At 66.9% G+C, this 18414-nt stretch carries 15 protein-coding genes; 9 read left to right on the plus strand and 6 right to left on the minus strand.

The window, feature by feature from the left end; translation table 11 throughout:
* Positions 1 to 212: 212 nt before the first annotated feature.
* The 3 genes from ACTWPT_RS41095 to ACTWPT_RS41105 all read right to left on the minus strand — a co-directional run bounded on the left by ACTWPT_RS41095 (position 213) and on the right by ACTWPT_RS41105 (position 2559).
* A complete protein-coding gene (locus tag ACTWPT_RS41095) occupies positions 213 to 740 on the minus strand; it encodes a hypothetical protein (RefSeq protein WP_443182948.1) in 528 nt (175 codons plus the stop codon).
* 1268 nt (positions 741 to 2008) lie between these two features.
* Complete coding sequence (locus ACTWPT_RS41100; protein ID WP_305923223.1) at positions 2009 to 2269, minus strand: Txe/YoeB family addiction module toxin; 261 nt, start codon at positions 2267 to 2269, stop codon at positions 2009 to 2011.
* Positions 2266 to 2559, minus strand: coding sequence for a type II toxin-antitoxin system Phd/YefM family antitoxin (locus ACTWPT_RS41105; RefSeq protein ID WP_443182990.1), 294 nt, complete (start codon positions 2557 to 2559; stop codon positions 2266 to 2268). The genes ACTWPT_RS41100 and ACTWPT_RS41105 overlap by 4 nt, the downstream gene beginning before the upstream one ends.
* Positions 2560 to 2772: 213 nt before the next feature.
* Here ACTWPT_RS41105 and ACTWPT_RS41110 point away from each other — a divergent pair, with 213 nt between their 5' ends.
* A complete protein-coding gene (locus tag ACTWPT_RS41110; RefSeq protein ID WP_443182949.1) occupies positions 2773 to 3087 on the plus strand; it encodes a reverse transcriptase domain-containing protein in 315 nt (104 codons plus the stop codon).
* Here ACTWPT_RS41110 and ACTWPT_RS41115 read toward each other — a convergent pair.
* Positions 3059 to 3328 carry a group II intron maturase-specific domain-containing protein gene (locus ACTWPT_RS41115; RefSeq protein WP_443182991.1) on the minus strand — a complete coding sequence of 90 codons (270 nt, stop codon included), beginning with the start codon at positions 3326 to 3328 and terminating at the stop codon, positions 3059 to 3061. The genes ACTWPT_RS41110 and ACTWPT_RS41115 overlap by 29 nt on opposite strands.
* A 43-nt stretch (positions 3329 to 3371) precedes the next feature.
* Between ACTWPT_RS41115 and ACTWPT_RS41120 the strand changes: the two genes are divergently transcribed.
* From ACTWPT_RS41120 to ACTWPT_RS41130, 3 genes are all read left to right on the plus strand, one after another.
* Positions 3372 to 6068, plus strand: coding sequence for an ATP-binding protein (locus ACTWPT_RS41120; protein ID WP_443182950.1), 2697 nt, complete (start codon positions 3372 to 3374; stop codon positions 6066 to 6068).
* 185 nt (positions 6069 to 6253) lie between these two features.
* Positions 6254 to 7003, plus strand: a complete 750-nt coding sequence (locus ACTWPT_RS41125) for an SDR family NAD(P)-dependent oxidoreductase (RefSeq protein WP_443182951.1) — start codon at positions 6254 to 6256, stop codon at positions 7001 to 7003.
* 120 nt (positions 7004 to 7123) lie between these two features.
* A complete protein-coding gene (locus ACTWPT_RS41130) occupies positions 7124 to 7468 on the plus strand; it encodes a DUF1801 domain-containing protein (RefSeq protein ID WP_443182952.1) in 345 nt (114 codons plus the stop codon).
* Between the two features lie 134 nt (positions 7469 to 7602).
* Here ACTWPT_RS41130 and ACTWPT_RS41135 read toward each other — a convergent pair whose 3' ends face one another.
* Positions 7603 to 10026 carry a glycoside hydrolase family 2 TIM barrel-domain containing protein gene (locus ACTWPT_RS41135; protein WP_443182953.1) on the minus strand — a complete coding sequence of 808 codons (2424 nt, stop codon included), beginning with the start codon at positions 10024 to 10026 and terminating at the stop codon, positions 7603 to 7605.
* A 298-nt stretch (positions 10027 to 10324) separates the two neighbouring features.
* A complete protein-coding gene (locus tag ACTWPT_RS41140; protein WP_443182954.1) occupies positions 10325 to 11395 on the minus strand; it encodes a LacI family DNA-binding transcriptional regulator in 1071 nt (356 codons plus the stop codon).
* Between the two features lie 275 nt (positions 11396 to 11670).
* Here ACTWPT_RS41140 and ACTWPT_RS41145 point away from each other — a divergent pair, with 275 nt between their 5' ends.
* The 5 genes from ACTWPT_RS41145 to ACTWPT_RS41165 all read left to right on the plus strand — a co-directional run bounded on the left by ACTWPT_RS41145 (position 11671) and on the right by ACTWPT_RS41165 (position 18401).
* Complete coding sequence (locus tag ACTWPT_RS41145; protein WP_443182955.1) at positions 11671 to 12888, plus strand: glycoside hydrolase family 1 protein; 1218 nt, start codon at positions 11671 to 11673, stop codon at positions 12886 to 12888.
* Positions 12889 to 12953: 65 nt separating this feature from the next.
* Positions 12954 to 15104, plus strand: coding sequence for a hypothetical protein (locus ACTWPT_RS41150; protein ID WP_443182956.1), 2151 nt, complete (start codon positions 12954 to 12956; stop codon positions 15102 to 15104).
* A gap of 119 nt (positions 15105 to 15223) precedes the next feature.
* Entirely contained in the window at positions 15224 to 16564 is a 1341-nt protein-coding gene (locus ACTWPT_RS41155; protein WP_443182957.1) for an ABC transporter substrate-binding protein, read from the plus strand.
* Positions 16561 to 17493 carry a carbohydrate ABC transporter permease gene (locus ACTWPT_RS41160; RefSeq protein WP_443182958.1) on the plus strand — a complete coding sequence of 311 codons (933 nt, stop codon included), beginning with the start codon at positions 16561 to 16563 and terminating at the stop codon, positions 17491 to 17493. Before ACTWPT_RS41155 ends, ACTWPT_RS41160 begins: the two co-directional genes overlap by 4 nt.
* Positions 17490 to 18401 (plus strand): carbohydrate ABC transporter permease, encoded by a 912-nt coding sequence (locus ACTWPT_RS41165; protein WP_443182959.1) that lies wholly within the window; start codon positions 17490 to 17492, stop codon positions 18399 to 18401. Before ACTWPT_RS41160 ends, ACTWPT_RS41165 begins: the two co-directional genes overlap by 4 nt.
* Positions 18402 to 18414: the final 13 nt, after the last annotated feature.

An 18414-nucleotide genomic window follows, 5' to 3' on the forward strand; every position in this document is an offset into this window, starting at 1 on the left:
GGTTAATGGGCTTGACCTCAGCCAGGCAATCCAACAACTTTTGTCGCGCAATCTCGGAAGGCGAAACTGCCGCAATCATCGTCGTACCGGCCGCCTAACGTGCCTCACCTGGTGATCCACATCGACGGCAGCGGGACCCGCGCTCGCCAGTCCGCTTGCTCGCGATCTTGATGGGCGGTCACCGAGAGGCCCTGCCAGCTATGTGCGGATCATCAGGATCGCGTGCCCAGCCTGGCCAACGCTGCTCCACGAACCCGAACTCCGCCGATCAACAACACGACCGCGCTGCCGAAACCGGCCATCGGGAGTAGACGCCACACCATCCACGGCAGCCTTCCCTCCCACCCCCCACAGCTGAGCAACAGGAAATACGAGAACGCCATGAACGCCCAGTGAAGCGCAACCACCGCCACGACCAGGGCTGCCAGCAGCCCCACCACTGTCCCGAGCCACCGCTTCGACCAGGCGGCGACCACACCAGACAGCAAGACACTCACCATAGGCAGACCGTTCATGGCCAGATACCGTCCGTACGTGGACTCCACCTGCTGCCGGAGATCGAGCCACATCCCTTCCAGGCCGGACCACAACTCCGCCAGGCCCGATGGAAGAGGGCCATAGCTCGCACAGCCCACCGCTCCATCGCCCTCGAAGAGCGCCGGCAGCCATAAGGACAGAAAGCTCAGCAGACTGACCACAAACGCGGCCAGCCACCATCGAAGATGGCGCCACCGGGACATGGCCTGCCCTCCTCAGAAAGATGATCAGGGGCAGCCATTGTTCCAGCAGACTCTTCATACCGGAGCGCGGGCGCCGAATTAAGCTCCAGTTGCCTGGCCGTGGACGCGCTCGGCCAGCGCGCTTATTCGATGGCAAGGGCCGACGAAGTCGGTCCGCGGTAGCGATCGCCCCAGCCACCAACGACGAGTACCGAAGTGAGCGATCGTCACGGCCTCAGCCCACGTCGAAACCAAGGCACTTTGATCACGACATCGACCGGGCTTTCAGGAACCGCCCCCTAGCGACTAATAGCACAATCAGTTATAAACGGCTATAGGCGGCGAATATGAATATGGCAAATACGAGGAACAACAGCAGCTCGTCGAGGACCTTGTGCGTGATGAAATAGTGCTAGCAAAGCAGCGATATGTAGTTGAGGCGCTGTCCAACGGGGCTCTACGAATCAGCCACGGACCCGTGTCGATGCCGGATCGCATGAGAGTGACCACCCTCAGCGAGGAGGACCAACACATCGCCGCTGCCAAGGCAATCATGGGGGAACGCCATCATGCTACGAGAACCGGTCTATTCCGCTGGAGACGATCAGCCGTGGTGTGGGGCCTGAGCCGGAGTCAGCCACAGGTTCACGCCATTCGATGGTTCAGGCGCAGAGAAGCCGTTCCCGTACATCGCCTCGCAGGCCAGTTCTGGGCGGTGGAAGCGGTCGGCCCCTTCCGCTACCTCACGGTGAAGGTAGGAGACCTCCTGGCGATCAAGGTCAAACCGCATCGTCAGCGCCTTTGGCGAAGCCGTTGGGGAGCCAAACATCCATCTTTCGGCCAGCTGCGCCCTCCAGGTTGATGCCTCCGCGAAGGCACCATTGTGACCATAAACGGTCCGGGCCGTGTCCGATAGTACGGCGGGGTGGCCGGGCGGGACCGGCCCGGAGAGGCCGCACGCCCGCCCGGACCGCCCGGCCGCCCGCCGCCGATCGGGCGGCGGTTGAGTCGGCATGAGGCGCGGTGTCGGGATTTCGAGGCCGTGGTCAGGCACATGTGGACGGTGACGCAGATGTGCTGGCGTGTGGACACGTTGCTGTCAGGGTTGCTGTCCCCTCAGCGCAGGCCACCCGACGCCGGGCCCTCCGTCGGGCCCCGGCGTCGACCGCCCTAGCCACAGCCGATGAGTAGCAGGCATCTCCCGCAAGAGGAGCGCCACAGGCAGCGCAAAGCCCCGCTTCCCTCTCTGAACCGAGGCGGGATGCTGGGGTTCGTCGGCCGGACGGACGCTACTTCTCATAGTGATAGCGACAGGCGGCGATCATGATGGTGTCGTCGTTGACGCGGTAGACAAGACGGTGTTCTGAGGTAATGCGCCGGGACCAGTAGCCGGACCATTCGTACTTCAGCGGCTCTGGTTTGCCGATGCCTTCGTTCTCGTTTCGGGCTATGTCGGCGATCAGCTGATTGATCCTTTTGAGGATGCGTCGATCTTCCCGCTGCCAGTAGCAGTAGTCCTCCCAGGCAAGTTCGTCGAAGAGAATCTTCACGAGGTAGTGTCCTCATCGGCCAGTTCGCGGACGGTGCCGCCTCCAGCCTCCAGACGGGCGACCGCCTCCGACAGCCGTCTGCGGTTGGCGGGCGAGGCCATGAGGTAAAGCGTCTCGCGCATCGATTCGTATTCGTGTTGCGACACCATGACGACGCCTTCCCCGCCGGGGCGGGTGATGAGGACTTCTTCCTGGTCATCGATGACAGCGTCGAGAGTGGCGGCGTAGTTGGCCCGCGATTCGGACATGGTCATCACCTTCATATCGTCAGTGTACATGATGATGTACATCACGGGTACGGCGGTGGATCCGCACATTGGTACGCGCAGAGATCAAGCCGCCACATAAAGGTGCGAACGGCTGCAGACGTTAGCTGCCCTGGGTTGCCTCTACTCGAGTCAATATCGGAGAAGGCAAGGTCGATCTGTTGGGGCACCACACCAAGGCCGGCAGTCACCTCAACACGACGCTCACATTGTGCCTTTCGAGGATCCGACGGGGCGATGGTGCGGTTCGCCGACGACGTGGTCGTGATGTGCTGGTCACGCAGCCAGGCCGAACGGGCACTGGCCCGGCTGGTCGAACTGCTGGCCGAACTCGGCCTGGAGCCGAAGGCGGCCAAGACCCGCATCATCCATCTTCAGGTCGGTGGTGACGGCTTTGATCTTCTGGGCTTTCATCACCGCCTGGTGCGCTCCCGGGGAGATCGGGGCAAGCCGAAGGTTACGTTCCTGGCTCGCTGGCCCGCGAACAAGGCCATGCAGCACGCCCGCGACCGGATCCGGGAGATCACCTCCCGACGCTGGATGCTGCTGTGACCAGAGGCGATCGTGGAGAGGCTGAATACCTGCTGATCAGGCCCAGATCGATCGGCCGGGAGCAGGTCATCACCCACCAGCCGAACGCGCCACTGCGGCGGTGCTTCTTGCTGACGAACCGCGCCAGCCGCTGTTGCGCATACCTCCTGATCTTGCTGTGACGCCTGGCCGAATGCCCGTACTTGAAGTACCCGGCCCAGCCGCGAAGGAAGGCGGGGGCGAGTTCATGGGAGTGGTTGATGAGGTCGCCCGTTTATATGCCACGTGGGCGCTACTGTGCCGTCATGCTGATGGGACGCCGCCTTGAGCGCGGCCGTTTGGAGGTGCTGCTTGCGGAGGCCCGCGAAGGGCGGAGCGGGGCGTTGGTCGTGCGGGGTGAGGCGGGGGTCGGCAAGTCGGCCCTGCTCGAGGATCTGGCGTCGGTCGCGGACGGGATGGGGGTGTTACGGGGAGCCGGCATCGAGACCGAGGCCGAGTTGCCGTTTAGTGGGCTGCACCTGCTCTTGCATCCGTTCGTGGACCGGCTGGACGTTTTGCCGGGCCAGCAGGCGGCCGCCATGCGGTCGGTGTTCGGTCTGGCTGAGGTTCCGGTGCGCGACCCGTTCCTCGTTGGCGCCGCGACGCTGACGCTGCTGTCGGATCTTGCCGCGCGGCGGCCGCTGGTGTGCCTGATCGACGATGCTCAATGGCTGGATCGGGCGTCCTCGGACGCGTTGTTGTTCGCAGCGCGCAGGCTTCATGAGGATCCGATCGTGATGGTATTCGCGGTACGGGACACCGCACAACCGTTCCTCACGCCGGGGATCGAGGTCATGCGGCTGGACGGGCTGGACCGTGACTCCGCCGTGGAACTGCTGGCGGAATGCGCGCCCGAGCTGACTGTTCCGGTGCGCGACAGGCTCCTGGACGAGGCGGGCGGCAACCCGCTGGCCCTGATAGAGCTCTCCCGCGTGTCGAGGGACGGCCTGGTTACGCCGGTCGGTCCGCTGAGGATCGCCGGACGCGTGCAGGACGCCTTCCGGGCCCAGCTGGAGGAGTTGCCCGCGGCCACCCGCCTGCTCCTTCTGCTGGCGGCGGCCGACGGCACCTGCGAACTCGATGTGGTCCTGCGGGCAGGCGTCGCCCTCGGTGTGTCACTCGTCGATCTCGGTCCGGCTGAGGAGGCCCGTCTCGTCGTCACGTCAGCCGACGAGATCAAGTTCCGTCATCCGCTGATCCGCTCGGCCGTGTATCAGAGCGCCCCTCATCATCAGCGCATCGCCGTACACGAAGCCCTGGCTGGTGCGCTGTCGCTCGTGGCGGACTCCGACCGCCGCACATGGCATCGGGCCGCCGCGGCCACCGGCCCCGACGATGAAGTCGCCAGCGAGCTGGAACACACCGCCGAGCGAGCCCGATATCGCGGTGGGGCGGTGGCGGTCGCTTTGGCGTACGAGCGGGCCGCGCGGCTCAGCACCGGTCAGGAGGGCAAGGCACAGCGCATGGTCCGCGCGGCCCGCTCGGCCTACGACGCCGGCCGCCCAGAATGGGCGACCCGGCTGGCGATCGAGGCCGCTGCGCTGACCGGCAGGGCCGCTGTTGTCGCCGAGGCCACCTACGTCCGTGCGCAGGTGGCCTACGAAAGCACCTCACCGGCCGCCGACGCAGCCCTGGCATTGGAGGGCGCCATGCTGATCATCGGCAGCCATCCGGAGCGGGCGGTGTCCATGCTGACCGAGGCCGTGTGGGCGGCCCGTGACGCATGCGCCCACGATCTCGTCAAAGAAGCCGTCGCCCAGTTGGAGACCGTCCGGCTGCCCTCGGGCGCGGCGCTGACGCCCGTGGTGGCGGCCCTGATCGGGTACGGCAGGCACGCCGACGGCGATTTCGGCGCGGCGGTCGTGCCCATGCGCGCGCTGGTCGAGGCCGTCCGGACCGGAACCGTCCAGGACTTCGTTGAGCGGGTGATCGCCGGATTCATGGCGCTGCTGACCGCCGACGACGTGGCGGCGACGGACGTGTTGGAGTCGCTGGCGGCCGACGTCAGAGCGGACGGATCGCTCGGCTGGCTTCCGTACGTACTGGAGCCGCTGGCCATCGGCCGGCTGCTGCGGGGCGACTTCCGCGGCGCTCAGGCCGACCTCGCTCAAGGCATCTCGCTGGCGTCCGACATCGGCATGGACATGCAGGTGACCGTACTGAAGGCCATCGCGGCCTGGCTGGCCGCTGTCATCGGCGACGCCGCCGAGTGCCGCGCGTTGGCCGGCGAGATGCGTGAACACGCTGCCCTGCACCCCACCAACGCGGCCCTCGCCTCGTGGGGCGTGGGACTGCTCGATCTCGCCGAGGGACGTTTCGAGCAGGCGCTCGACGGGTTCGAGGAAGCATGCGGGGGCCCTGCCCGGCACGATCTGCTCATCAGGGCCGTACCGGATCACGTCGAAGCCGCCATCCGCGCCGGACGCGCCGACCTGGCCCGACGACACCTGCCGGCCTTGGCGGCGTGGGCCGGGCACAATGACGTCGGCAAGGCTCTGGAGTTGCGCTGCCAGGCCCTGCTCACCGACGGTGACCAGGCCGAACGTCACTATCGCGCCGCGCTGCGGCTCATCCCCGACCGGCCGTACGAACTCGCGCGGACCATGCTCGCCTACGGCGGATGGCTGCGCCGCCAACGCCGCCGTTCGGAGGCCCGCGCCGCTCTGGCGCAAGCAGAGGACGCCTTCGCCAGGCTCGGCGCGGCACGCTGGGCCGAGCGTGCCCGCACCGAACTGACGGTCCTCGGCGACAGGCCCGTGGCCCATGCCCAGGCCGACGACCCGCTCCAGCGGCTGACCCCACAGGAACTGCAGGTCGTGCGACTGGCCGCAGCCGGGTATAGCAACAGGGAGATCGCGGCGCGCCTGTACCTCAGCCCGCGCACCGTGGGACATCACCTCTACCGGGCTTATCCGAAGATCGGCGTGACCCGCAGGATGGAGCTCGCCAAGCTCGAGCTGTGAGCCGTATCAGTCGAGCTACTTACTCGTCACCATGGCCGGCACCCGCCGCGGACCGGCCTGCGGTACGCCGTTCCCGTCGCCGCCCGTCCTGATCAGCGGATCTGTCAGAGCAGTCGTGGGACCGATGCCCGCCCTGCCGTGCCGTCCCTAGATTCGAGCCATCGAACCGACGAACGGAGACGAACATGCTTCTGGAGAACAAGACTGCGGTGATCTATGGGGGCGGCGGCGCCATCGGCGGCGCGATGGCGCGAGGCTTCGCCGCCGAGGGAGCGCGAGTCTTCCTCGCCGGCCGCACTCCCGGCAAGCTCGACACCGTCGCTGCGGACATCCGCCGCCAGGGCGGCCTGGCCGAAACGGCGATCGTGGACGCCCTGGACGAGAGCGCCGTCAACGGCTGGGTCGACTCCATCGCGGCACAGACCGGCAGCATCGATGTCTCGGTCAACGTCATCTCCCAGGACGCGCTGTTCGTGCCGCTGCTCGACATGCCCGTCGCCGACTTCGGCCGCGCGATGGACAAGGTGGCGCGCTCGTTTCTGCTGACCGCCCAGGCCGCCGCACGGCACATGGTCGAGCAGGGCTCGGGAGTCATCTTGCACTTCGGCGGCTCAGACCCGGCCAACTCCTCACCCGGCCTGGGAACCGTACAGGTCGGCTGCGACCTGATCGAGGCCATGCGCCGCCAGTGGGCCTGCGAGCTCGGCCCGCACTCCGTACGCGTGGTCTCGATGCGTACCGGTGGGATCCCCGATTCCCTGCCCGACCTTCCCGAGACAGCGCCCTACAAGCAGAAGATGGTGGATGCGACGCTTCTCAAGCGAGCCGCGACCCTGGACGATGTCGGCCGAGTCGCCGCGTTCTTGGCGTCGGAACACGCCAGGAGCATCACCTCCACGCAGGTGAACATCTCCTGCGGAGCCCTCGTCGACTGACACAACAGGTGCCGGGGAGGCAAAGACCTTTACCCGCGGGCTGGAACGAGCGTGAACGCGATGCCTCCCCAAGAGGGACCTGCGCAAGGCAACCTGCGGAAACGACATTTGGAGAACGGCATGAACGACGACGTCACCCAGTACATCAACAACACCGCGCCGTGGCAGATCGGCGTCTGCGAGAAGCTGCGCGCAATGGTCCACGAGACCGTTCCCACGGTCGAAGAACGGCTGCAATACGGCAAGCCGCACTTCCTCAAGAACGGCCACTTCGCGGCCGTCATAGCGGTCTCCAGGGACAAGGTGTCATTCATGGTGTTCAACGCCACGGACATCCCTGTGGTCAAGGGCTTCATCCGAGCACTGGGCAAAGGGGAACGCAAGGCCGTCGACATCGAAGAAGGGCAGGACGTCGACTACACGCGCCTGGCCGACATCCTGGAAAAGACCACGGTCGCTTTGTGAGCAGGTGACTCGACCTCCATCTGATCCCGCTGCTCTTCGCTGAGGTCGCTCAGCTCGCCCATCGCCTGGTCCAGGCGGCGCGAGCGGCTCAAGACCTGGCAGGACTGGGCCGAGGCGACGGCCATCGATCGTGGTTAGCGGTCCGGCTTTTCGACCGTGACCAGCACTTCGACCGGGTCGCAGTCTGGGGCGGTGGCGAGCAGGCGGATGTTGCCGGGCGCGGTCGGCTTCAGCACGGCGAGCGCGCGGCCCTGGTAGGTGTGGCGCTCGGTCGCGTCGAACCGGTCCTTGGTCGACGGGTCGGCGCTGCCGAAGCCGATCAGCGTCCCGTCGCCTGAGACGTCCACCCGCACGGGTCGGTCGGATGTGGTGTGCACTGTCCCGGCCGAATCGACCAGGGTGAAGGTGATGTAGGCGAGGTCGCCGACGTCGGCCGTGATGACCGGCCGATCTGGTTCGGCGTGCAGTGCAACGGAGCCGGACGCGGTGCGCAGCATTTCTCGGCCGGATTCGACGCCGTCGCGGTAGGCGATCGCGAGCAGTTCGCCTGGTTCGTAGGCGGTCTCGAACTCGGTGCGGAAGCGGTGCTGTTCGCCGACCGGGTTGCGACCGAGGGAGCGGCCGTTGACCAGCAGTTCGACCTCGTCCGCGTCGCTGTACACCTCGACGATGATCGGGGCGGTTTCGTGGCCGGGCCAGGTCCAGCTGGCGATGGTGTCACTCCAGGCCCAACGGCTGCTCATGACGGTCTTGCCGTGGTGCTGCGGCCGCTGGACCGCGAGGTAGGGCTGGCCGCGCAGGCCGAAAACGATCTCCCGGTAGTAGGAGGCGGGGAGCCGGTGGCCGGTGATGTCGAGGTCGCCGCAGCCGGCCAGCAAGTAGGGATACGGCGCGGTGAACGTGGGATGCGGAGTGTCCGGTGTGGAGTATTGCGGCCGACCGATGCCGACCTCCCCCAGGTAGTCCCAGCCGGTCCAGGTGAAATCGCCGATGACATGGCTGTGCTGTTCGACCAGTCGCCAGTTGTCGTCAATGCGGGTCGGGAAGGTCTCAGTGCCCAGGATGATCCGGTTCGGGAACAGCGTGCGGTCGGTCGCGTAGCGGATTTCCGAGTAGTTCATCCCGGCCACGTCGAGCATGCTGTAGGTCTCGGCGGTGCGGGTGGTGACCAATTCGGAGCCCGCGACGGCGTTCACGTCGAAGCCGCTGTCGGCCATGAGGGTGTTGATGCCGGTGCCCTCCTCTCCCTGGGCTCGCAGGTCAGTGAGATCGGGCAGCAGGGCCAGCAGGTTGTTGACCGCGTTGGTGAGGAAGCGGGTGTCATCCAGCGCACGAACCTTCTCGGCGAGCCGGCGGCCCCACATCGCCCCAGTGGCTGAGCCGGCTTCGGGGATCTCGTTGCCGAGGGAGTAGAGGACGACGCTGGGATGGTTGTAGTCCTTGGCCACCATCGCCTCGATATCGCGTTCCCACCATTCCGGGAAGTCGAGGCTGTAGTCGAACGGGTTCTTGCCCCAGGTCCACATATCGAACGCCTCGTCGACCACCAGCATGCCGAGACGGTCGCAGGCGTCGAGCATCGCCGTGCTCATGGGATGGTGCGACATGCGGATCGCGTTGAACCCCGCGTCCTTGAGCAGCCGCACGCGGCGCTCCTCGGCTCTCGCGAACGTCGCGGCGCCCAGCGGTCCGTTGTCATGGTGCACGCACGCGCCGCGCAGCTTGACCGTCTCGCCGTTGATCCGCAACCCGTGCTCGGGGTCCAGGCGCAAGGACCGGATGCCGAAGGTGACCTCCGCGGCGTCGATGTCCGTGAGGGAGACCGCGCACGTGTACAGGGCGGGCGAGTCCGGGCTCCACAGCGAGGGGTCGCGGACGTAGAAACGCTGGCGAGCGACGGCCGGTTCGCCGGGCTGCACGGTGACCGGCGCGGTATCGGACGCGACGACGGTCCCCGTGGCATCGCGGATCTCGGTGACCAGTTCGACGGTGCGGATGTCGATGGAGTCGTTCTCGACCGTGGTCGCGACCTCCACGACCGCGCGTTCGGTGTCGATGTCCGGGGTGGTGACCTGGACGCCGTCCGGCCTGATGCGGACCACGTCGCCGATGAGCAGCCAGGTGTCGCGGTAGATGCCCGCGCCGGAGTACCAGCGCGAGTCCTGGTGGGTTCGGCACTCCACCCGGATCTGGTTGTTCTCGCCGAACCGCAGGAACCGGTCGGCGTCGATGAAGAACCTCGAGTATCCGTACGGGCGCTGCCCGGCGTAGTTTCCGTTGATGAACACGGTGGCGTCCCGGTAGACGCCCTCGAACTCGAGCATGAGCCGCTTACCCCGGTGCTCCTCGGGTGCGAAGAACGTCTTGCGGTACTCGTACGCGCCGCCGGGGAAGTAGGCGGTCGCGGCGCCGTCCATGGTGGCCTCGCGGTCGCGGGTGAGCATCGCGTCGTGTGGCACTGTCACCGGCTGGAACGGGACCGCGGTGCCGGCCAGTTCGGCGAAGGGATTGACCTTGGGACGGAACTGCCAGTTGTCGTTGAACGATGCGCGGATCACGTGACTCCCTCGGGGGTGAGAGCTTCCTGAAGATCAAAATGGCTAGTGGGACCTGTGGGTTGCTCGGGGGTGCGCTACTGCCTTTGGGCCTCCTGGACCTCGCGAACCCGGCGTACGATCCCTGGTCACTTCGCCCGTTGGACCAAGCCGATCAGGCCGGTGCTGCGGGCCGACCTCGTGCCGCCCCAGACACGATCACCATCAGCAGGCAGGACCGCGTGTGAGCGGACGGTCCTGCCTGCTGCGGTCGCGGTCGGCGGATCACTTCGCCTGGGCGCGGGCGGTCTTGAGCTCACGGTCACCCGCGTCGCCTGGCCGCGTCGGCTGCGGTCACGTCGCGGACGGTCCGCGCCGGCATCTGCGTTTCGGTCTCGGCAGGGCATGGGCGGGGAGAGGCGGTGGAGCGCCGGACGACCAGGCTCGGAATGACCGAGAAGTGCGCGGCGGAGGTGCGGCCTTCGATGCGTTCGAGCAGCAGTCGTCCGGCCGTGCGGCCCATGACGACTCCGTCCTGGTTGACGGTGGTCAGCGCGATGTTGGGATGAGCGGCCAGCTTGGTGTTGTCGTAGCCGGCCACGGAGACGTCGCCCGGGACGGACAGGCCGGCTTCGTGCAGCGCGGCCAGGACGCCGAGGGCCGCCTCGTCGGAACCGGCGAAGATCGCGGTGGGGCGTGGCGAGCGGCCCAGCAACTCGCGGGCGCCATCGTAGCCCCCCTCCTCGGTATACGAGGTCGTGGCAACGGCGATCTCGCCGGCCAGGTTGTGCTCGCGCATCACGCGCTCGTAGGTCTCGGCCCTGATCTGGGGCGTGCGGTCGGCGGCCTGCCCGTGCTCCTTGTGGAAGGTGATGTGCCCGATGCGCCGGTGACCGAGCCCGATCAGGTGTTCCATGACGAGCTCCGAGCCGACCCTGTCGTCATCGACGATCGAGTCGTAGGCCGGGGACCGGTCGTGCCTGCCGAGCACCAGCGTCGGGATCTCGCGGGCCACCTGCTCCAGATGCGTGCGAGCGGCGAGCGGGGCGATCATGAGGATGCCGTCCACCTGCCGGTCGATGAGGGCGTCGATGGCTCGCTTCTCGGTCTTGTCGCGCGTGCCGCCCTGGATCATGATCGCCTGATACTCCGACTCGGCAAGCTCGTCCACCAAGCCAGTCACGATTTCGGCGTAGAACGGGATCCCGATGTGCTGCATGAGCACCCCGATGGTGAAGGCCCGCCCGCGCAACGCTCGCGCGGCGGCCTGGGGACGGTAGCCCAGCTCATCGATGGCCCGCTTGACGCGGTCACGCATGGCCTGGCTGACCCCGTAGTCGTTCCGGATGACCTTCGACACCGCCGCCTTGGACACCCCGGCGTGTTTCGCCACGTCAGAAATGGTCACTCTTCGTCGCCGCTCAGGCGCGACCATGGGCATCCCTTTCTCCAGCCGAGTTCTTCCGAGCCTACGATGCCGCGACCGTCACATGTGTAGACCGGTCCATGAAGCATAACGAAAGATCCACAAACTTGCCGCATTAGCTACGAGTGACGTCGTAGACCGGTACACATTTTTCCTTGACCTCCGCGCGGCGTAACGGCTACGTTAACTCGCACTCGGGCCCGACCCGGCCCCTCTACCAGCCTCTTCTGCGGCACCGACACGTGATCGAGAGACGAATGCACACCTTCCCCGACGGCTTCCTGTGGGGCGCGGCGACCGCACCACACCAGGTCGAGGGCAACAACGTCAACAGCGACTTCTGGGCGCAGGAGGAGCGCATGCCAGGAGCGGATCGCAGCGGCGACGCGCTCGACAGCTACCACCGATACACCGAGGACATCCGGCTCGTCGCGGAGTCGGGCCTGAACACCTACCGCTTCGGCATCGAGTGGGCACGCATCGAACCGGCCCCGGGAAGGGTGTCCCGCGCGGTGCTCGCGCACTACCGGCGCATGATCGACGAATGTCTCGCCGCGGGCGTCACCCCGCTCGTCACGATCCACCACTTCACCTCGCCGAGGTGGTTCGCCGAGGAGGGCGGCTGGCGCGGCGAACGGGCCGTGGACCGCTTCCGCGCCTACGTCGAGACGGCCACCTCGATCCTCGACGGCGTCGAGTGGGTCTGCACGATCAACGAGCCCAACATGCTCGCGATCATGGTACGCGAGGCGGAGGCGACACTCGACCCCGACACGGGCCTGGCGTGGCTCAGCCCCACACTGGAGGCGGACACGCCCCGACCAGTGAAGCCGGCTCCGCCGGTGGAGATCGGACGCCGTCTCGTCGAGGCGCACCGCGCGGCCCGGGACGTGCTGCGGGAGCGCACGGACGCCCGGGTGGGATGGTCGGTCGCGAACCGCGCGTTCGAAACCCGCCCCGGTGCGGAGAAGGTACGCCAGCAGCTGGAATACGTATGGGAGGACCTCTACCTGGAGGCGGCGCGCGGCGACGACTTCATCGGGGTGCAGGCCTACTCGGCACAGTGGGTGGGGCTGGAGGGCATCGAACCGCACCCCGTGCATCCGGACAACACCCTCGTGCGGACGGCGTACCGCCCCGACGCCCTCGGCATCGCCGTCCGGCACACTGCCGACGTGCTGCCCGACGTGCCGATCGTCGTCACCGAGAACGGCATCGCGACAGACGACGACTCCCGGCGCATCGCCTACACCACCGGCGCGCTGTCCGCGCTGTCCGAGGCGATGGACGACGGCGTGGACGTGCGGGGCTACATCCACTGGAGCATGCTCGACAACTACGAATGGGGGCACTGGGACCCGACGTTCGGCCTCGTCGCCGTCGACCGGGAGACGTTCGAGCGCCGGCCCAAACCGAGCCTCGCGTGGCTGGGCGGTATCGCCAAGGCCAACGCGCTCTGAGACGACGGACCTGCGGCGGTCCCTGCATCACTTCAGGCGAGATTCAAGATTTAAGGAAAGGCGAGATGCCCGAAGCAATCGACCGGCGCCAACTCGTGCGACGGCACAACCCCGTGCTGACGTCTGCGCACCCCGCTGACGTCCTCACGGTCGGCAACGGTGACATCGCGCTCACGGTCGACATCTCCGGACTGCAGACGTTCCCGTCCTTCCACGAGCTTGTCCCCGACCCGCACCGCGTCGTTCACGACGGGCTGTCCGGTTTACCCGAGCAGCGTCCGCGCGCCTTCGACGCCGACGACTTCCAGATCCCTCTGCGCACGCAGTCGACCTGGGGCTGGTACAAGACACGCACCGACCGGGAGCTCCGGCTCGAGGACTCGACCACCCTGTACGAGACGTCCCGCGGCCCGGTGCCCTACCTCGACCGCATGGGGCTCCAACGGCCCGGCGACCCGATCACCGAGGAGTTCGTCCCTGGCGCGTGGTACCACTTCAACCCCCGCCGCGCTCACCTCGGCCGCCTCGCCCTGGTCCGCCCCGACGGGACGGGGCCCGACGACCCGGCCGCGCTGACCGACGTCCGCACCGAGCTCGACCTGTGGACGGGAACGATCCACGCCGCGTACGTGCTCGACGGCGAGCGCGTCCACGTCACCACCGTCGCCGATCCACGAGATCACCGCTTCGCCGTGCGCGTCGAGTCCGGCCTTCTGCTCCGCGGATGGGGCGTTGCATGGGTGTTCGACGAACAGCCGGACGACCTCGCCGCCTTCGAACTCCCGCTCGCGCAACAGACGGTCTGGAACCAGCACACGGCGGGCCACTGGAACGCACGACGCACAGTGGAAGCGCTGACCTACGGCGCCGGCGTCCGCACCACCGGCAGCCTGCGGGAGGAAGCGGAGTCCGCCGTCGCCCGCGCAGACGCCCCCGTTCTCGAGGTCGTGGTGACCCTGACGCCGGATCATCGCCGGCCGCAGGGCAAGGACAGCTTCTCCGCCGTCAGCCAATCCGCGCAGACATGGTGGGCGGAGCACTGGAGCACCGGCGCCGCGATCAGCCTCGCCGGCAGCACCGACGCGCGCGCTCCGGAACTCGAACGTCGCATCGTCGTCTCGCAGTACCTCACGGCCGTCAACAGCGCCGGCGTCACGCCTCCCGCGGAGTCCGGTCTGACGTACAACACCTGGTCGGGCAAGTTCCACCTCGAGATGCACTGGTGGCATGCGGCGCATTTCCCGATGTGGGGCCGGGGGCAGCTGCTGGAGCGCAGCATGCGTTGGTATCGCAGCGCCTTGGAGGCGGCGAAGGCGACCGCCCGCCGGCAGGGGTATCGCGGGGCCCGCTGGCCGAAGCAGACCGACCCGTCCGCGCGCGAGTCGCCGAGCAACATCGGCGTCTTCCTCCTGTGGCAGCAGCCGCACGTGATCCACCTGCTGGAGCTGCTGCGTGGCGAGGGGCGCGACGAGTCGTTCCTGCGTCGCCACTACCCGCTCGTCGAGGCGACTGCCGACTTCATGGCCGACTTCGCCGAGGAACGCGACGGATCGTTCTGGCTGCCGCCTCCGCTCATCCCCGCGCAGGAGAGCTACCTCGCCGACCGGACGACGAACAGCGATCCGACCTTCGAGCTGGCGTACTGGTCATGGGCGCTCAGCGTGGCGAACGAGTGGCGAACCCGGCTCGGTCTCGAACCGAACGAGGAGTGGGACCGGGTAGCGCGGAACATGCGCCGGCCCGCAGTACTGCCCGACGGCACCTACGCCGCGATCGCGACGCCCCCACTGCTCATCCGAAAGGATCACCCGTCCATGCTCATGGCGTTGGGGTGGCTACCGGATACCAACCTCGTGGACCCCGCCAAGATGTCCGCAACGCTCGATTCCGTATGGGAGCACTGGGACCTACAGACCAGCTGGGGCTGGGATTACCCCGTCATGGCGATGACCGCCGCCCGCCTCGGCGACGTCGGCCGCGCGATCGACGCCCTCCTGCTCCCGTCGCCCAAAAACGTATTCCTCCCCAACGGACACAATCCGCAAATGCCGGGATTCCTCACCATTTATCTACCGGCAAACGGAGGACTGCTGGCCGCAATGGCACACATCGCCACAGCGGTGAACCAGGGGGCAGAGCTCCCCGACGGCTGGCTGATTACGTCAGAAGGGCTGGGCACGCTTCCCCGCCCTCGCGTCCTGTCCACACCTGAGTAGCTACGGAAGGGAAATAGTTAGCCGACAGCCGACTGGCAGCAGTGACATGGTCGGCGACAAGTAATTAAGAAACACATCAATGGCATCGTACGGCGTCCACCGAAAAGTGCCGGGCGGGCATGAACAAGTGGCCGCTTCCCCATCCAAGGCTTCCAAAGGTGAGGACCATGGGTACAAATCTTTCAGCACGCGGCACTCGTCGCCGCACCATCATCGCGGCAGGGTCATTGGCGATCGTCGGGGCGCTTGCTCTGGCAGGCTGTTCGTCGTCCGGCGAACCCGCCACCGGGGACGTCGGACTGACTTTCATGAACCAGTCGCGCGGGCAAGAGGCCGCGCTCACCAAACTCGCGGAGCAGTACACCAAGAAGACCGGCGTCAAGATCACTATTGAGACGCCTGGACCGGCCGACTACCTGCCCAAGCTTCAGGCGAAGGCGCAGTCCAGATCCATGCCCGACGTCTATTCGTCATTCGACGCGACTCAGATGGCGCCGTTCTACAAGGCCGGCTGGGCGATGGACCTTTCTGCCGAGTTGAACGCCGGATGGAGCAAGAATTTCAGCCCCGCGGTGCTCAAGATGTCGACGTTCCAGGAAGGCAACAACCTCGGGGTCAAGCCCGGCATCTACTCGGTGCACTGGGAGACGCAGACGTACGGCTTCCTCATCAACCCGGCGCTGACCGGAATTTCGGCGGAAAAGCCGCCCGCGACGACGGCCGAGTTCATCGACGCGCTCGCCGCGAAGGGAGCAAAATTCTCCATCGCGGCCTCGCAGACGCCGAACGTCATCCAAGGCCTCGCCTCGAACTGGCTGACGGACGCCGAGATCGAAGCGACCCTCAACGGGAAATCGAACTGGAAACAGGACGGCTGGCGCAACGCCTTCCAGTTCCTGGTCGACCTGAAAAAGGCCGGCGTCCTCGCAAACGGCGCTCTTCCCGGCGGCCAGGACGACCACCCGAACGTGGAGTCGTCCTTCTTCACCAAGTCGATGGGGGCCATCTTCGACGCCGCCCCCGGCGTCTCGGTCGGCCTGAGGACGAACCCGGAGTTCCAGGACTACTTCTCCGCCGGGCTTCCCACGGCTCCCGGAAGCGTCCACGAGCCGCGCTCGCCGGGCATCCCCGGGAAGGGCGCGGTGATCAACCCGAGGGGCAAGCATCCCAAGGAGGCTCTCGCGTTCGTGAAGTGGCTGACCGAGCCCGAGCAGCAGGCGGTGTTCGCCAAGACCGCTCGCATCCTGCCCAGCAACCCGGAACTCCTCGCCGGCGCGGACATCCCCGGCCAGCTTGAGGGCTTCGCCGCCGGTGTGAAGACCATGCAAGTCATGTCAACAACCTTCACGCCTGACGTGAACACCGCGATCAAGGCGGAGTCTCAGCGTCTGGTGCTGGGCGAGGTGACGGTGGACGAAGTGCTCGCCACCATCCAGGCGGCGCAGGACCGCACGTCATGACGACGCAGCACCTCGCGGTTCCCGCGCGGCGGCCACGGCCGCCGCGCGGGAGGCGCGCTCTCCGGCGCAACCTGATCGGCTGGTTGTTCCTGGCGCCGGCCATCGCGCTCGTCGGGATCTTCACGATCACACCCTTCGCGCAGGCGATCCTGCTGAGCTTCCAGTCCTGGGACGGCGTCAGCCCCGACACCCCATGGGTGGGGCTCGCCAACTACGACTTCGTCGCATCCGACCCGATCTTCTGGGCGTCCATGCGCAACGTCGTCTTCTTCGGCGTCGTCGGTTTCGTCGCCGGCAACGGAGTCGCCCTGGGCATGGCGCTGGCCGTCAACAGCGTCACCCGCGGCAGGACGTTCTTCCGCACCGTCTTCTACCTGCCGGGCGTGTTGTCGGTCGTCGTCGTCGGCCTGCTGTTCTCCTTCATCCTGGCCCCTGGATCCGGCATCCTCAACCGGCTGCTCGGCATGATGGGCCTGGGCACGCTGCAGCAGAACTGGCTCGGCGAGCCGGCCGTCGCGCTGCCCGCCGTGGCTGCGGTGTTCGTGTGGTTCCACTGGGGGTTCGGCTTCCTGCTCTTCCTCGCGGGGCTGCAAGACGTGCCGAAGGAACTGTACGAGGCCGCCGAGCTCGACGGTGCGAACCGCTGGTCGAAGTTCCGGTACATCACCTGGCCACAGCTGGCCCCGGTCACCTCGATCGTGAGTCTGCTCACGCTGCTCGCCGCGCTCCAGATCTTCGGGACCGTGCAGGTGCTGACCAACGGCGGGCCTGGCCACCACACGATGGTGCCGACCCTCGCGATCTACAACGAGGCGTTCGTCAACTGGCGTTACGGCAGTGCCGCAGCCATGTCGGTCATCTTCGGCGGCGCCCTCGTGCTGCTATCCGTGATGCAGCTCGCGATCACCAGGCGGAGGTCCCGCGTATGAGCAGCCGGACGACAGGAAGGGCCGACGAGATGTCCGTCACATCAGTACCGGCCGGCACGGCCGAAGGCGGGACTCGGCCACCTCGACGGGGGGTACGCCTCGACAAGGTCGGCCTGTACGGACTGCTGAGCGTCGCCGCGCTGACCGCGCTGTTCCCGCTCCTGTGGATGCTGTCCGGATCTCTGCAAAGCCTCACAGAGCTGCTCTCGAACGAGAGATTTCTCCCCGCCGACCCGCAGTGGCACAACTACGTGACCGCATGGGTCCAGGGAGAACTCGGCATCTACCTGCGCAACAGCGTGCTCTACACGGGATCCGCCGTCATCGGCATCCTGCTGGTGTCCAGCCTCGCCGGATACGCCCTCGCGCGACTCGACTTCGCGGGCAAGGGCGTGTTCACGTTCGTCATCCTCGCCGTTATGATCATCCCCGCGCCCGCCATGTTCCTCGCGCAGTACAAGCTGCTCATCTCGCTGAACCTGACGAACAATCCCGTGGGCTACGTGCTGATCCTGATCACATCGGGCATCCCGATGTCGACGCTCATCATGCGCAGCTTCTTCGTCAGCCAGCCCCGCGCTCTGGAGGAGGCGGCCGCGCTGGACGGCGCCGGTCCGCTGCGCATCTTCTGGAACGTGATCCTCCCGCTGGCCCGGCCGGGCCTGGCCGCCGTGGCGGTCATCCAGGGGCTGGGGGCGTGGAACGAGTACCTCATGGCGCTCGTCCTGTTCGAGGACAACTCGCTCATGCCCGTCCAGCGCGGTCTGACCGCCTTCACCTCTGCCGAGACGCCACAGCAGCAGATCCTCCTGGCCGCCACCACCATCTCGATCGTGCCGGTAGTGATCTTCTACCTGATGGCGCAGCGTCACATCGTGAAGGGCATCGGCGCGGGCGCGATCAAGTAGGCGGGGCCGCAGG

It is taken from the genome of Nonomuraea sp. 3N208 (assembly GCF_052245935.1).
GTDB lineage: Bacteria > Actinomycetota > Actinomycetes > Streptosporangiales > Streptosporangiaceae > Nonomuraea.

What these genes read in the sequence shown, in the direction of transcription:
- ACTWPT_RS41095 (WP_443182948.1), bottom strand. Translation starts at nt 740, where the DNA reads ATGTCCCGGTGGCGCCATCTTCGATGGTGGCTGGCCGCGTTTGTGGTC.
- ACTWPT_RS41105 (WP_443182990.1), bottom strand. Translation starts at nt 2,559, where the DNA reads ATGTACATCATCATGTACACTGACGATATGAAGGTGATGACCATGTCC.
- ACTWPT_RS41110 (WP_443182949.1), top strand. Translation starts at nt 2,773, where the DNA reads ATGGTGCGGTTCGCCGACGACGTGGTCGTGATGTGCTGGTCACGCAGC.
- ACTWPT_RS41120 (WP_443182950.1), top strand. Translation starts at nt 3,372, where the DNA reads ATGCTGATGGGACGCCGCCTTGAGCGCGGCCGTTTGGAGGTGCTGCTT.
- ACTWPT_RS41125 (WP_443182951.1), top strand. Translation starts at nt 6,254, where the DNA reads ATGCTTCTGGAGAACAAGACTGCGGTGATCTATGGGGGCGGCGGCGCC.
- ACTWPT_RS41130 (WP_443182952.1), top strand. Translation starts at nt 7,124, where the DNA reads ATGAACGACGACGTCACCCAGTACATCAACAACACCGCGCCGTGGCAG.
- ACTWPT_RS41150 (WP_443182956.1), top strand. Translation starts at nt 12,954, where the DNA reads ATGCCCGAAGCAATCGACCGGCGCCAACTCGTGCGACGGCACAACCCC.
- ACTWPT_RS41155 (WP_443182957.1), top strand. Translation starts at nt 15,224, where the DNA reads ATGAACAAGTGGCCGCTTCCCCATCCAAGGCTTCCAAAGGTGAGGACC.
- ACTWPT_RS41160 (WP_443182958.1), top strand. Translation starts at nt 16,561, where the DNA reads ATGACGACGCAGCACCTCGCGGTTCCCGCGCGGCGGCCACGGCCGCCG.
- ACTWPT_RS41165 (WP_443182959.1), top strand. Translation starts at nt 17,490, where the DNA reads ATGAGCAGCCGGACGACAGGAAGGGCCGACGAGATGTCCGTCACATCA.